At 58.8% G+C, this 13959-nt stretch carries 13 protein-coding genes and 2 pseudogenes; 3 read left to right on the top strand and 12 right to left on the bottom strand.

The genetic code is table 11. The features are described 5' to 3' along the window. Positions 1 to 128 precede the first annotated feature (128 nt). Positions 129 to 725 carry a hypothetical protein gene (locus tag IVB48_RS00235; RefSeq protein ID WP_247396307.1) on the top strand — a complete coding sequence of 199 codons (597 nt, stop codon included), beginning with the start codon at positions 129 to 131 and terminating at the stop codon, positions 723 to 725. Here the strand turns inward: IVB48_RS00235 and IVB48_RS00230 are convergent, their stop codons facing one another. The 9 genes and pseudogenes from IVB48_RS00230 to IVB48_RS00190 all read right to left on the bottom strand — a co-directional run. Beyond that, positions 726 to 1004 (bottom strand): hypothetical protein, encoded by a 279-nt coding sequence (locus IVB48_RS00230; protein ID WP_247396306.1) that lies wholly within the window; start codon positions 1002 to 1004, stop codon positions 726 to 728. 553 nt (positions 1005 to 1557) lie between these two features. Continuing rightward, positions 1558 to 1740, bottom strand: a complete 183-nt coding sequence (locus tag IVB48_RS00225; RefSeq protein ID WP_247396304.1) for a hypothetical protein — start codon at positions 1738 to 1740, stop codon at positions 1558 to 1560. Positions 1741 to 2109: 369 nt separating this feature from the next. Beyond that, on the bottom strand, positions 2110 to 2712 hold the full coding sequence (locus IVB48_RS00220; protein WP_247396302.1) for a plasmid pRiA4b ORF-3 family protein: 603 nt from the start codon (positions 2710 to 2712) through the stop codon (positions 2110 to 2112). Next, positions 2709 to 4271: an IS66 family transposase gene (locus IVB48_RS00215; protein WP_247396300.1), complete on the bottom strand. Its 1563-nt coding sequence runs from the start codon at positions 4269 to 4271 to the stop codon at positions 2709 to 2711. Before IVB48_RS00215 ends, IVB48_RS00220 begins: the two co-directional genes overlap by 4 nt. A 51-nt stretch (positions 4272 to 4322) precedes the next feature. Next, positions 4323 to 4646 (bottom strand): IS66 family insertion sequence element accessory protein TnpB, encoded by a 324-nt coding sequence (tnpB, locus tag IVB48_RS00210; RefSeq protein ID WP_256468847.1) that lies wholly within the window; start codon positions 4644 to 4646, stop codon positions 4323 to 4325. Positions 4647 to 4717: 71 nt separating this feature from the next. Further along, positions 4718 to 5731 carry a tyrosine-type recombinase/integrase gene (locus tag IVB48_RS00205; protein ID WP_247396295.1) on the bottom strand — a complete coding sequence of 338 codons (1014 nt, stop codon included), beginning with the start codon at positions 5729 to 5731 and terminating at the stop codon, positions 4718 to 4720. Next, the gene (locus IVB48_RS00200; protein WP_247396292.1) at positions 5728 to 6444 is read right to left on the bottom strand and encodes a tyrosine-type recombinase/integrase; all 717 of its coding nucleotides are present in this window, start codon (positions 6442 to 6444) and stop codon (positions 5728 to 5730) included. The genes IVB48_RS00205 and IVB48_RS00200 overlap by 4 nt, the downstream gene beginning before the upstream one ends. A 198-nt stretch (positions 6445 to 6642) precedes the next feature. Next, positions 6643 to 7881 (bottom strand): tyrosine-type recombinase/integrase, encoded by a 1239-nt coding sequence (locus tag IVB48_RS00195; protein ID WP_247396290.1) that lies wholly within the window; start codon positions 7879 to 7881, stop codon positions 6643 to 6645. Between the two features lie 403 nt (positions 7882 to 8284). Then, positions 8285 to 8476, bottom strand: a pseudogene (locus IVB48_RS00190) (transposase); the annotation flags it as partial. A gap of 934 nt (positions 8477 to 9410) precedes the next feature. On the opposite strand from IVB48_RS00190, the gene IVB48_RS00185 reads away from it, so the two are divergent. Then, positions 9411 to 10543, top strand: a protein-coding gene (locus IVB48_RS00185; protein WP_247396284.1) for an IS3 family transposase whose coding sequence is annotated in 2 segments (ribosomal slippage) — positions 9411 to 9666 and positions 9666 to 10543 — 1134 coding nt in all. Because the reading frame shifts where the segments join, the coding sequence is not laid out codon by codon here. Between the two features lie 39 nt (positions 10544 to 10582). Here the strand turns inward: IVB48_RS00185 and IVB48_RS00180 are convergent. From IVB48_RS00180 to IVB48_RS41275, 3 genes are read right to left on the bottom strand one after another with little or no spacing between them, the layout of a single operon-like run. Further along, entirely contained in the window at positions 10583 to 11323 is a 741-nt protein-coding gene (locus tag IVB48_RS00180) for a hypothetical protein (protein ID WP_247396282.1), read from the bottom strand. A 56-nt stretch (positions 11324 to 11379) separates the two neighbouring features. Then, positions 11380 to 12393, bottom strand: a complete 1014-nt coding sequence (locus IVB48_RS00175; protein ID WP_247350439.1) for a serine protease — start codon at positions 12391 to 12393, stop codon at positions 11380 to 11382. A gap of 8 nt (positions 12394 to 12401) precedes the next feature. Then, positions 12402 to 13202 (bottom strand): YiiX/YebB-like N1pC/P60 family cysteine hydrolase, encoded by an 801-nt coding sequence (locus tag IVB48_RS41275; RefSeq protein WP_247396262.1) that lies wholly within the window; start codon positions 13200 to 13202, stop codon positions 12402 to 12404. Between the two features lie 421 nt (positions 13203 to 13623). On the opposite strand from IVB48_RS41275, the pseudogene IVB48_RS00165 reads away from it, so the two are divergent. Beyond that, positions 13624 to 13881: pseudogene (locus tag IVB48_RS00165) on the top strand (transposase); the annotation flags it as partial. Between the last annotated feature and the right edge of the window lie 78 nt (positions 13882 to 13959).

Below are 13959 nucleotides of genomic sequence, written 5' to 3'. Positions count from 1 at the left end.
CCTACTTCAACCAGCCGCCATTCCGCTTGGCGGCCTAACCCCGGCAGACGCTCCACTTATCGAGGCGGAGATTCTGTTCAGACAACCGGGACCAGCTCTGTTACTCTGCCCTCCGCAAGGAGATTCGGATGGCAGACGCAACATACAATTTGAACGGCGGCTTCAAGCCTACAATGAAGAGGTTTGCTGATCTTAATGGGCCCGACTTTTTCCCAACTCCCCCATGGGCAACATTTGCTCTAATCGACAATGAAAAGTTCAAAGGAGAAATCTGGGAAAGTGCGTGCGGTGACGGCACTATGTCGCGCGTTCTTGAGCAAACGAGCCAGCCCGTTCGTAGCTCGGATCTGTACGATCGCGGCTATGGGGAAGCAGGCTTTGATTTCCTTGAACCAAAGTGGTCGGCCGATAACATCGTAACCAACCCGCCTTACAACTGCGCTGAGGGGTTCGTCGCGAGCGGCGTCAAGCATTCAAATCGCAAGTTCGCGCTGCTGTTGCGATTGGCGTTCCTAGAGGGCGCGAACCGAGCTAACACGATCTTCTCGAAAATACCGCCCGCCCGAGTCTGGGTTTTTAGCGAACGCATCACGTTTTACCCGAGCGGTGTCGAACCAAAGGGAAGCGGGACAACCGCCTATGCGTGGTTCGTATGGGACAAAGATGCGCCGGGCCAAACCGAACTAAAGTGGTTCAAGCCCGGCTATAAAGCGAAGTTCTCCTAGTCACTTCCCGGGAAGGGCGAGACCTCCCGGGATAGCGATTAGTCGCCCCTCATAGATTGCATTACCGGGGGACGCCTTGTGAGAAGTTATGTTGCGCACTTGCTGCTCCCAAAGGGCTTCGTTGGGACGCGTCTCGCTCTGCTTGAGGTCTTCGGCGGACAATGTGATGCGGTTCGGGATTTCGGAGATCAAATCTTTAATCGTTGCGCGCCCCGTGGCGCTCGCGTTCAAAGCATCTTCAACGGCCTTGGCAACTTCATCCTCAGTAACTCGGGACATATTCCCTCCCTCCATCTTGGTGGAGTCCAGAGATAGGTTCGCGCAATGGTAGTTGGAGTCAGTACAACTACGGGGAGAGTTCAGTGGCCTACTTTGAAATCGCGAGTGGCCTATTCCGGTACCCGTGTGCCGGTACTGTCCGTATTTGACCTCAGGTGTCCTAAGTTGAACTTGAGAGTGTCCGTATTCGCGCTATAGTAGAATGCGCAAGGACAGTTCACCTTCACACGAGGGAGCAGCATCCAATGCAAAATGACAAATTACCTTTGCTCATAGCAGCGATACTACTCGCGATGCCAGTGGCTGCTAACGCGGTGACTTGCTACGCAAAAGTCGGCAAAGCGTGCCTTCATAAGAGTTATGGACGTTTAGACTCAACCTGCACGAAAGATTGTGCTGTCGGTTGGCGATTGATTAATGGCCACACGCGACTCGCGTGTCTCAACTGATTATGCGAGAGGCCGCCTCAGTTGGCGGCCTCTTTCATTTCGCTGAAGGTGAGCATCCGGCTGCGGCCAACGGCCCGCCGTAGTCGCGGCCAATCGCGCGAAGATCAGGTCAGCGCCTGATCTGGATCTCCGTAGATGCGTGGCCGGAACTCGGGATCGGCAACCGCCGGCCCGATGTCGCGAAACATGTGCTTCGGCCTGTCGCGCTGATCGCTGTCTTTGGCGTCGCTGGGGTACGCCTGCGCGGCGCCTTGATCGTGCTGGCGCCGGTCATGCCTGGATTCCACGTCCAGGCTCTGGAAGCTCGAAACAAAGTTGCGATTATTCCCGAGCCAGTGGGGATTTAAACGAACGATTCTCCATTGAAATCAAATATTTGACACCACCTTGTAACTCTGGTTCTCCTTGTAGTGGGAAGTAGAACAAACGGCGTGAAGTTACCCTGACATTACCCGCACGCTGATTTTTTCGCGGGATCGCGATGAGCAAAGTCATTGGTCATTCAAGCGACCGCGCCGGACGATCGTTCCGAGTTTCACGTGTGGGACAGCCAGCTTCCAGGCTGGGGTCTTCGCATTAGAAAAAGCGGGCACAAGACCTATGTGCTGTTCTATCGTAAGCGTAGCTCTGAGGCCCATTTGATTGGTGCTTGACGTCTATTTTGAACGCGTGGTGCGCCGGCGCGGCTTCCATATTTCCGACAAAGCGGTGACGGCGGCCTCGAGCGCCTTCCGGTCGACGACGTTGGGATCAAACTGCTCAGGGCCCCAGCGGCGCATATGTTCGTGCACCGGATGAGCAGGGTCGCTGATGGCGTCGAGGTATTCGGCATAGCCTGGCGCACCGCCGACGTCTTCCGGAGGACAACGACCGGCGGCCTCGAGCAGGAAGGGCATGCCCTCCGTCGTGGTGTTGTCGAACCACTTTTCGAGCTTGATCACGTGATCCCAGCTGTCGCCCAAGTCATAGAGATAGTGGATCGTCTTGGCGCCGGTCTCTCGAACGATATCGCAAAGCCGCGCTTTACGGGCATCCATGAGCTGGTGGCCGTAATCATTGTCGGGGTCGGGAATCCCCCAATGTGCCTCACCAGCGAAGAACTCGAAGAGGTGACTGTTCGTCCAGCCGAATGCCTCCTGAAGCGTCAGATGCAGCCGATCAAGGCGCAGCGTGAGCGGCACGACAAGGCACCGCATCACCTCCGGTTTCACGTCCTTGAGGGTCACCCTGATCCGGACCGCGGTCGTGTTCAGGCTCATGCCGCCAGCCTCGGATCGTGTGCATGCATCGTGCAGATCGACGCCCAAGGGAGCAGTTCGTCCAGTCGCGCCGCAGGCCAACCATTGACGAGCTTCGCGAGAACATCAGCGAGCCAGTGCTCGGCACTGAGGCCATTGAGCTTACAGGTCTCGATTAACGAAGCGAGAACTGCCCAATTCTCGGCGCCCTCGTCGCAACCGGCAAAAAGGGAGTTCTTGGCGTTGAGCTTGATCGGCCGCATCGCACGCTCGACAGCATTCGTGTCCATCTCGATGCGCCCGTCATCAAGATAGAGCGTCAGGCCGTCCCAATGACGCAGCGCGTAACGCAGGGCCTTCGCCGTGTCGCTCTTCTGTGCAAGGTGATCAAGCTTGGCCTCAAACCACCGCTTCAAGGCTGTCGCCAGAGGTCGGGCATGCGCCTGCCTGCCAGCACGGCGCTCGACATCTGATCGGCCGCGGAGCGCTTTTTCGACTGCGTAGAGCTGGGCGATGCGCTCAAGAGCCTCGCGGGCAACCGGAGCTGGCGCCGGAGCGGCCTCGCGCTTGATCTTCACAAACTGGCGCCTCAGATGCGACCAGAAGGCGAGCGTCCCGGACAAGGCGTCCGCACGCGTCTCTCGGGTCATAGTTTTGTAAGCCTGATAGCCGTCGCAGTGGATGATGCCGCGAAAGCCCTCAAGCAGCTGCAAGCCATGAACGGCCCCACGGCCCGGTGCATAGGCGTAAACCACGCCAGGTGGGTCAGGTCCGGCCCAGGGCCTGTCATCGCGTGACAGCGCCCAGAAGTAGCCGGTTTTGGTCCTGCCGCGCCCCGGATCCAACACCGGTGCGGGGGTCTCGTCGACACAGAGCTTCGAAGAGCCGAGCAGAAGCTGGCGCAGACGATGCCACAAGGGCTTCAATTCCTGGGCGGCATAGCCGACCCAGAAGGCGAGCGTAGAACGGTCGATGGCGATACCGTGCGTCGTCAGCATCTGCGCCTGGCGGTAGAGCGGCAAATGCCAATGATACTTGGCGTCGATCACATGCGCGACGAGCCGCTCGGTCGGCAGTCCTCCCCTGATCAATCGCTCGGGAGCAGCATGCTGGAGGACGACGCCGTGACAGGCGCGGCAGGCCAGTTTGGGGCGGCGGGTGACGATGACGCGATACTGCGCCGGTACGACGTCCAGCCTCTGGCTCTCATCGTGACCGATCTCAAAAAGGTCGCCTGCGCAGCACGGGCAGCAGGTTGCAGCGGGCATCAGGGTCTCGACGATGCGCGGCAAATGCTCCGGCAGCTTGCCACGATTGGCCCTGCGCTCGGCAGCTCTCTTCTCGCGTGTTTTGGGATTGGCGCGGTCCTCGGCTGCTTCGAGAGCCGCGACAGCCTGATCGATATCCTCCAGAACAAGCTGGAGCTGATCAGCGTCAAGCTTTCCCGACGATCGACCGAACTGCGCGTCTTTTGCAAGCTTGAGCAACCGCTCGAGTCTGGCGCAGCGCTCCAGCAGAGCCGCGGCAAAGGCACGCAACTCGGCTGGATCGCTCGGCAGTTCATCAGGCAAATCACTCATGGGCCCGAGTCTGCCATGCTTCGCCCCCAGATGCAGCGAAGATTTTATTTCCTACGCAAGTGCTTTCGGCTGCGGGATTCGAGGCGCATGCATGCGTGTCCAATCCATGCCGGCCAGAAGCGCCGACAACTGCGCCGCGTTCATTTGCATGACGCCGTCAACAACCGGCGGCCATTTGAAGCCGCTGCCATCGAGCCGCTTCCAGTACAGCACAAGGCCGCTGCCATCCCAGACCACCATCTTCACACGGTCAGCGCGCTTCGCACGGAAGACCACCGCCACGCCCTTCATCGGATCGTGGCCCAGCGTCTCCTTCGCCAACAGCGCCAGGCCATCCGCGCCCTTCCTGTTATGTGGTGCACCACATAACCGCAATTATGCGGAGCCCACGATTATGCGGAGTGCGCGGCGGGAAGTTGGTGCCCGCCGCGGTCTTCTCGCATATCTCACTCCGCATAATTCGGCTTGCGTCCGGCCGCATTCAGCATGGCCAGGAGCTTGTCGGGCGCCCGGAATCGGCCGGGCGTCAGCATCGGCGCCGACATGACGGCGAGCGCTTCGAGCTTCTCTGTCGGATCGGCGCGAAGGTAGACCTCGGTGCTTTGCAGGCTGGCGTGTCCGAGCCATAGCGAGACTTTCCGGACGTCCCGAGTCGCCTGAAGCGTATGCATGGCGCAGGTATGGCGCAGTACGTGCGGACTGATGCCTTTGCCGGCGATCGACGGCGCCTTGCGAGCGGCGGTGGCGACATGCTTGCTCAGGATGTATTCAAAGCCCGAGCGGGTCATCGCCTGGGCACGGGCGTTGCAGAACAGCTCAGGAGCGTCGCTGACTGGGCGCACTTTAAGCCAAGCCTTCACAGCTGCAGCCGTCTCCTTCCAGAGCGGCAAGACACGTTCACGACGGCCCTTGCCCATGATGTGCACGCTGGACATGGTCTGGCGGTCGATCTGATCGAGCCGGAGGCCGACCAGCTCCGACACGCGCATGCCTGCGGCGAAGGCCAGATGCAGCATGGCTCGATCACGGATGCCGGACACGGTGCTCGCGTCTGGCGCGTCTAACAGAGCCTGCAGCTCGTCACGGGTGAGATAGCCGACGAGCGCCTGATCGGTCTTCTTCATCGGGATCGCATGGATCCGACCTGATTGGTCGAGGCAGGATGGCACCCTGTATTCCAGATAACGGAAGAACGAGTTGATCGCAGCGAGCCGGGCATTGCGAGTTCGCGCCGAGTTGCCGCGCTGCTTCTCTAGATGCTCCAGGAATGCCAAGATCAGCGGCGCGTCGAGCCGTTCGATCTCGATCTTCGATGGCTTGAGCTTGAGCCGGCCGGCGGCAAATTGGAGCAACAGCTGGAAGCTCTGGGCATACGCCTCGCAGGTATGCTGGCTCGCCCTGCGTTCTTTGGGCAGGTGCTCGCGCAGGAAGCTGCTCAGGTAGGGGGCGAGCGCGGTCATGCGGCGCCTCCAATGAGCAATGCCTCGCCGGCCTCGGCGATCTGGCCCATTAGGGTCGGCGTCGCCTGCAAGTACCAATAGGTGTCGGTCACGTGGGCGTGGCCGAGGTAGGTGCTGAGCGCCACGATATGGCGGGCGACCGCAGCACGATCGTGGCGGCACTGCTCCAGCGAGCGGACCGCGAAGGTGTGGCGCAGATCGTGGATGCGCGGATCTCGCCCCGCGTACGCGCCCCTGAGATTGGTACTATCGAGGAGTTGCAGGAAGATGCGTCGCACGGTGTTGTAGGGCAGCGACCGTCCGGCAACCGATACGAAGAGAGCACGATCTGTGGTGGTCAGCGACCGCCGGGCGACCAGATATCTGTCGAGCGCCAGCCGAGCTGTTGCGTGAAGCGGCAACAGCCGGCTCTTCTGGAACTTGGTCTGTCGGACGACGAGCCCATCGGCAGTCACATCGTCGATCTGCAGCGCCAATGCTTCCGCGATCCGCATGCCGGTAGCGGTGAGCAGGCCGAAGAGCGTTACATACATGGTCGGTCTGATCGAGCCTACCGGCCGGAGTGCCGCCGCAGCGCGAAGCAATCGTGCGATCTCGTCCGCACTATAGATATACGGCGGTCGCCGCTTGACGATAGCGTGGCCGAGTGCATCCGCCGCCGGAACCTGATGGCGCGGATTCTCGGCGTGCATCGCCAGCGCGAACCGCCGCACGGTAAGCAACCGATTGCGGCGCTGCTCCGGTGACGGCGCTCGTGCGGCCCATGCCAGGACCCGGGCACTTCTGATGTGTCGGTCGCCGCGCTCCTCGGCGAAGCCGACGTAGCCCCCTCAGCAGGATTTGCTGGACACGGAACTTGAACCCCAGCGATCGCTGCTGGTCCACATATTTGGCCAGATATTGACTCAGCATCACGCATCTCCGGGCCAGGGCTGCGCGATCTGCAGCAGCATCGTCACGTCGACTTTGGCATAGTGCGCGGTCATGTCAGGCGAACGGTGGCGGAGCACGGCACCAACCGTGTCGAGCGTCGCGCCGCCCCGCAGCATGGCCGTCGCGGCCGAGTGTCGAAGCAGGTTGGCCCCATTCGACGGAGCGGTGATGCCGGCTTTTCGTATTGCACAACGCACAACGTCAGAGACTGCGCTCGACCTTGTCAGTGGCCGGATTGGTGCATTCGACATGAAGAAGATTAGACCACCGACGACGTGCGGCCGGGCTTGATCCAGATAAGCGAGCAAGGCATCACCGGCGTCTTGCGGCAATGGTAATCTCGTTTCCCGGCGCCCCTTGCCACGAACCGACAGCGTCGCTTGTTGCCAATCAATATCGGTGAGACGAAGAGAAAGAATGTCGCCGGCCCGCAAACCCAGTCGCGCCAACAGCAGCAGGATCGCCCGATCACGCACGCCAGTCGCCGTGGTCTGATCGCACGTTGCAATCAACATCTCGACATCTGACGAGCGGATGTATTGCGGCAGCGACGACAGTCGCCACTGCGGAATGATTGGCACAGCCTGATCGAGTCCCGCTCGGCACAAACCCCGCGCGCTGAGGAACCGCAAATATCCTCTCAGCGCCATCGTCATCGTCTTCACATAGGCGAGCGAGACCCGTTTCGTCTCTGCAATGATCACGTCGCGAATGAGCTGGGCATTCCAACTTCGCGACCTGATGCCAAGCGCCGGGAGCAGCCGCATGACCATGCGACCGTGCCGATCTATTGTCAGCTCTGTGACGCCGCGATGCTGTCGCAGCCAGTCCTGGAACTCGACCACCCGCCGGTCGAGCGTCGGAAATGCGAGCTTCGGCTTGCGCCGGACGATCCCGCGCTCGCCGAGAAACTCGACGAACCGGCGCACCCGCCTCACGTACTTCTTGGACACGCCCTTCTCGCGACGGATGCCGGGGCATCGACAGCGATGCCGCGCGAACCGATCGGTGACGCCATCATCGATGTCGGCGACTGCAATCTTGGCCAGCGTCAGCCATTGCGCGAGATGGCGGGCTGCGGCGTCATAGCCGCTCACCGTCAAGCTCGTATGCCCCAACACCGTCAGGTGTCGTGCGAACTCCGTCACCAGCGGGGCGAGATCGCCTGCGTCCATGCAGCGCTGCCCGTGGCAGTGATTCTCACTCGACTTGGCCATTCCTTGTCTCCCTCTCGTTGCCATCAAGGCAGGAAGGGAGGCCTCAGATTATGCGGAGTGAGGAAGAGGGCACTAGGAACTAAACTGTTGATAACGAAGCGGGTCTCGGATTGAGCGGCCGCGCACTCCGCATAATCGTGGGCTCCGCATAATTCCTGAAGTCTACAGGTCGGATCGCAACGTAAATCATGAGGCTGGCGGGCGGCGTCAGCATGAACGTGTCCGTCGAATCGCCAAGAACACATCACTCAACACAGCAAGGCCAGCGTCCCTCGCACCTCAACTCGTGCCCCCTGGAGCTCAACCGTCACAACAGCTGCTTCCGGCGACCCGGTGGGCTCTGCGGCTGCCGGTAGCGCCGATTCCGATACCACCGGCACGAACGACAGCGTGTCGCCGAAGCCGGTAGTACCAACTGGCCCAAACGCGCCCGGCGCCGCCAGTCGTGCACCTGCTGGGGCCGGCACCCATGGCGACGCGCGACATCTGTGACAATCGCGCCTGGCTCGAGGCTTTCCGCGACAATCTGGGCCTTCAAATCATCCGGCCACTGCTTTCGGCCTACTCCAGCATACACTTCGACACGCGGAGACAGCGGTCGTCTTATGTCGTCCGAATGGTCGTCCATTGTGAGCACCCTTGCAGAAGATGACTCTTCTAGCGGCGCTCACAAGACTGCGCACAAACAATCTGAAGGGCCTCAGCACCACGCTTACGTTCTATCGCCCTAGAGATCGGATGCGCATTCGAAAACTGACGCTCGGTAGCGCGAGCGCGATCAACGCGACCGAGGCACGACGGCAAGCCAGAGAGATCCTTGGACAGATCGCAGCGGGCAAAGATCCCGCAGATGAGAGACTTGCCTACCGCGATGGGTCGCTCCGAATAGCGTACGACGCGTTCAAGGCCGAACATCTACCAAAAGTTTCTCGCGAACATGCGAGACACCGTGTAAGAATTTTCGAGCGGCACTTTCTCCCCAAATTGGGGGATAAAGTCCTGAGCAAAATCTCTCGCGCTGAGATCAAAGAGATAATCGATCGCATTGCCAAAAAGCACAAGATTGCCGCTTGCAATGCGCACCGAGGTTTCAGCGCCTTCCTATCGTGGTGTGTCGAGCACGGGCTAATCGAACATCACGTCATGAAGACGAAATGGCGAAACTTGAGCGCATTTTCGAAGAGCGTCCGTGGCGCGTCCAAACCCTTTCAGGGGCAGGCACTTGTACACCCGTGCGTCCGGCGATCATACGATCGTGGCAGCTTTCCTACAGGCACCATGGCGCCTCTGCATGCGCGGTCGCAACTCGGATGAAAGATCTTTCCCTAGGCGTGCGCTCGCTCAAGCTAACCAACTACTTGTAAATATGAATGAACACTCTTACGGAATCCGAATATTTTTCGTTTGAAATGAGCAATCCGTCCAAAATCCTTATCGCCGTGGTGAGAGCCGGCTTCGCAAATTTGAACAGGTCGCTAAGTGGAGTTTCTGCCTGAAGGCGGCGATAATCGCCGTGAACAGGAGAGACGATGAGCAGACGAGCACGCCGGAACCACACACCGGCCTTCAAGGCGAAGGTGGCACTGGCGACCCTCAAGGGTGATCGGACGATAGCCCAACTGGCCGAGCATTTCGACGTCCACCCCAATCAGATCACGGCCTGGAAGTCACAGCTCGAGGGGAGCGCTTCGGAGGTTTTCGGACCGGGAGGCCGAGCGCCGGAGATCCCGGCGATCGATGTGAAGTCGCTGCACGCCAAAATCGGAGAGCTGACGCTGGAGAACGATTTTTTAGAAAGCGCGCTCACCAAGGCGGGATTGCTGAGCGCAAAGCGATGATAGACCGCGAGCACGATCTGTCGATCACCAGGCAAGCGGAAGTTTTGCAGATCAGCCGCGGCAGCGTTTATTACCTGCCGCGGCCGGTGCCGGACGGCGATCTGGCGATGATGCGGCGTCTCGACCGGCTGCATCTGGAGTTTCCCTTCGCCGGTTCGCGGATGTTGAGAGGCCTGCTGGCTGCCGAGGGGTGTAAGATCGGCCGCCGGCATGTCAAGACGCTGATGCGGCGGATGGGGATAGAGGCGCTCTATCGCCGGCCGCGCACCACGAAGCCCGAACCCGGCCACAAGATCTATCCGTATCTGCTGCGCGACCTGGAAATTACGCGACCAAACCACGTCTGGGCCATGGACATCACGTACATCCCGATGGCGCGTGGCTTCGTCTATCTCGCTGTGGTGTTGGACTGGGCGACCCGCCGGGTTCTGTCGTGGCGACTGTCGATCACGATGGAGGCGGCCTTCTGCGTCGAGACGCTCGAGGATGCTCTGGCACGTCACGGCAAGCCGGAGATATTCAACACCGATCAAGGCTCGCAGTTCACCGACACGGACTTTACCGGCCTACTCGCCAGCAACGGCATTGCCATCAGCATGGATGGCAAAGGCGCCTGGCGTGACAACGTGTTCGTTGAGCGATTGTGGCGCAGCGTCAAATACGAGGAGGTATACCTGAGGGCCTACAACAACGTCAGCGAGGCTCGTGCCTCGATCGGCCGATACCTCGATTTCTACAACGGCCGCCGGCCGCACCAGAGCCTTGACGACGTCACACCGGATCAAGCCTACTTCAACCAGCCGCCATTCCGCTTGGCGGTCTAACCCCGGCAGAAGCTCCACTTATCGAGGCGGAGATTCTGTTCAGACAAACGGGACCAGCTCAGTGGGCTCTCTGCATATGCTCATTATCGGTCCCATAATTTTCACCAAGAATTCATTCGATCGGAGATTGGTTATATCCCTGTAAAAGTAGCCGCCGTTGAAAGCATAGTAGCGCTCTATATCGCGGTACCAAAGCGTCTTTTCATCATCTTGTGAAAGCGCGCCAAACGTCCGGTGCGTCGCTGGCGTTGAATAGAGCGCGTCGGCGGGCTCGTTCGGATCAGCGCTAGCGGTACCAAGAAGAGATACTTGAGAGCGATATCCTGCCTCGAGAAGCGAGACACCCGCTGAATATGCTGCAAGCGCTATCTCGACAGGCCCTTCTTTGGCAAGTCGGGCGAGTTCCCCTTCGCGGTCATTTCCCAGCTTAGCGGCGATCTCTACAAAATTCAGCTTGTTCGGGTGTTTAGTGGAGTGAATAGCTTCACAGAAATCGCTCACGGAGTATCTCGTGGGATCCTGCGTCAAGTTGTACTGGAAGGAATAGTTCTTCGGTCGGAATGTGATGACCGGAACATCGGAGTTGCCGGTGCGCCTGAACTCATAGGCCGCGACCACCGCCTTATCAACAAGGACCGGCAACGCAACGCTGATCAGTTGAAACTGCGTCAAGCGAGCGTTGATTGAATTAACTACATCTAGGAGGCTCGACGCGTAAGCCTCCTTCGCAGCAAGTGAAATAAACAACATAGTTGCAAAGTATTTGACCCGGAATTTCACCGCATATCCTCACCTGCTGACGGGCCGGCTTAATTGCTCGCATATCGAAATAAGGGTCAGCCGTAGCTTACATTTAGCGCGCCGGAGATCCAGCCCCGTCCTCGATAATTGACGATAATGCCCCCGATGCGGTCAACGCCATTTCCCCTTACAAACACGCGCAGCGTCACGCAATTCGGTCGATCCGTATCTTTCAACGAGGAAATGATGTGGGTGCCCTCGCCATTAATGGAATCGGTGTGGACTTCCACCCGCCGAACCGAAACTCCCTCGTCAACGCAGAACGTCTGTGAAAATTCACGGGACTGATCCGGTTCCGCAGTGAAAGAGAACTGGAAAGACTTAGTCGAAGCTGACACTGGCGTCGGTGGCGGCGTACAATTCTGGGCATTGTTGACGCCGGTTAAGGACAGCAGGGGCTGAAAATAATCGGAAGGCGTAATCACGGTGAATGAATTTGCAAGTGCTAAACCGCTACTTGCCATACCTATCACTCGGCCAGAAATGTCGAATGCGGGAGCCCCGCTGTCTCCATGATTGAACGGGACTTGTGTATTGAGTCGGCCGCCTGGTCCGAAGTGATTTCGTATGGTCCCCTGGCTTGAGCCTAAGTCACTTCCAGTGCCATAGCCCAAGACAAGCACTTTCGCGTCATCTGGAACGCCCGAGGACGAAGCGATCGCAAGTGGCGCCCAAGGGCGTGAGGGTGGTAGCTGAAACAGGGCTACGTCGAGGTCCGCGTCAGACTTGACCAAATCTAATTGAAAGCGCTGACTGTCACGCGGACCTGGAGACGCGTAGTATGCTTGCTCCTGAGAAGAAGTGACGCTTTGAACAACGTGGGCTGCCGTTAGAAAATACCCTCGGCACGCAACCACGAAACCTGTTGCGCTGTCGGCAACATGCTCGCCGGTGCCGTCGCGGTTACGAACTACCCGCTGGACAAAGAGAATGGAATCCTGCGCTTTGGATCTAATGCCAACAAAATCTTGCGCTCTTGATGTTTCTGCGGTGACCGCTACCGCTATCAAGAGCAGAATCGCAGCCGGCCTCAGCAGGTAAGAAGCCATAGTCATCCTCAACGATACGCATAGGGGCCGGGATCGTAGAGTCTATCAACAACTGGCAAGTACAGCATCTGTTTCGGTGAGAACCAAAACCCTCGTTGAGGGTTGGGATCTCCATCGAGCGCAAATCCAAGGCTTCGAAAAACCGATAGCCAAGCCAGTTTCGAGCAATAGAAACCGCTGTCGTCGTTCAAATTAAAGTTCCAAAAGTTGTATGGTCGGCCGACGTACTTTGCGGCTTCCGTACTGATCCGGGCTCGATCTTCTGCCGAACGGTCGCGCAGTCTGCCCAGCCAAACGACCTCGCCTTGGCGTCCAGCCAGCCAACTTTCGTAAGAATGACGAACAACGCCCGCGCCCCAAATAGCTTCTACCACCTCAGGCTTACGATCGCTCGTTATGTTTACGATGGCGACGTGGCCAACATAGACACCCCCCCCTGATGAGTACACGCCGGGCGTTCCTGGCCGTTGATCAGCTTCGTAACGCGCAAGAAACTCGCGGTAGTCGAGATCCTTTATCTGGGCCAATTGACTCGCGGAGAGACCCGATGATTCCGTGGCAGCTTGCTCAAGAAATTGCTGCTTTTCCTTTTGCCAAATTGCAGCGTCGTGCTCGGGGCCGGCATTTGCCTGCTGGCTGTACGGAACGAATTCGCCGGGCTTTTTCGGCCACAAAAAATCCCCCGAATTGAAGAGCTCGGTGCGAGGCAGAGGAGGCGATTGCTGAATGATCTGGGAGCGGACCCCTTCGCTGCCAAGCGCGGTCAGCAGCAGGCCCGAAGCGAAACTGCGCCGTGAAAATGCGCGCACATCTCCCTCCTATTGTGATCGCTTGCATCAGCGTAGCGGAATATCCCGCATAAATGCGGTTTTTTCAATTACCTACGGACTTCAGAATGACCGTTCACAAAGTTTCGACGCGAAAGTATTCAACCCTACGCCCCACCGTTGTGTCAAGCGGGTGGTTCTGTCACTTAAGGCGCCGCCGTCGCCTCAAGTGGGCCGTACAATAGAACTGACCGAATAATGGGTAAGCTGCTCCCCATTCTTGCGACATTTGCGCCTAGATTACTTGGTTTGCAGGGTGCGCGCACTGAACGGCGAACTCGGGACGCCCTAGATCATGAGTTTCATATAGGTGTGGTAGAGAGCTGGCCCCGCAAATTTGAACAGGAGGATAAGTGGAGTTTCTGCCTGACGGCGGCGATAATCGCCGCGAACAGGAGAGACCATGAGCAGACGACCGCGCCGGAACCACACGCCGGCTTTCAAGGCCAAGGTGGCACTCGCTGCCGTGAAGGGTGACCGAACGATAGCTCAACTGGCTGAGCAATTTGACGTCCATCCCAATCAGATTATGGCGTGGAAGGCGCAGCTCGAGGGAGGAGCTTCCGAGGTTTTCGGATCTGGAAGTGTGACGGCCGCCGTGCCGGCTGTGGACGTAAAGTCGCTGCACGCCAAGATCGGGGAGCTGACGCTGGAGAACGATTCCTAAGAAACGGCAGCACCAGCTTTCGGCTCCACGGGCTGGAGAACAAACCCGAATGCCTTGGCACGCCGATGCAGA

The sequence above is a fragment of the Bradyrhizobium sp. 76 genome (assembly GCF_023073025.1).
GTDB lineage: Bacteria > Pseudomonadota > Alphaproteobacteria > Rhizobiales > Xanthobacteraceae > Bradyrhizobium.
This window is presented reverse-complemented; position numbering and strand designations above follow the sequence as displayed.

Bases quoted from the DNA above. Each gene is read 5' to 3' on its own strand.
- IVB48_RS00235 (WP_247396307.1), top strand. From the start codon at position 129: ATGGCAGACGCAACATACAATTTGAACGGCGGCTTCAAGCCTACAATG.
- IVB48_RS00175 (WP_247350439.1), bottom strand. From the start codon at position 12,393: ATGGCTTCTTACCTGCTGAGGCCGGCTGCGATTCTGCTCTTGATAGCG.
- IVB48_RS00195 (WP_247396290.1), bottom strand. From the start codon at position 7,881: ATGGCCAAGTCGAGTGAGAATCACTGCCACGGGCAGCGCTGCATGGAC.
- IVB48_RS00205 (WP_247396295.1), bottom strand. From the start codon at position 5,731: ATGACCGCGCTCGCCCCCTACCTGAGCAGCTTCCTGCGCGAGCACCTG.
- IVB48_RS00220 (WP_247396302.1), bottom strand. From the start codon at position 2,712: ATGAGCCTGAACACGACCGCGGTCCGGATCAGGGTGACCCTCAAGGAC.
- IVB48_RS00230 (WP_247396306.1), bottom strand. From the start codon at position 1,004: ATGTCCCGAGTTACTGAGGATGAAGTTGCCAAGGCCGTTGAAGATGCT.
- IVB48_RS00215 (WP_247396300.1), bottom strand. From the start codon at position 4,271: ATGAGTGATTTGCCTGATGAACTGCCGAGCGATCCAGCCGAGTTGCGT.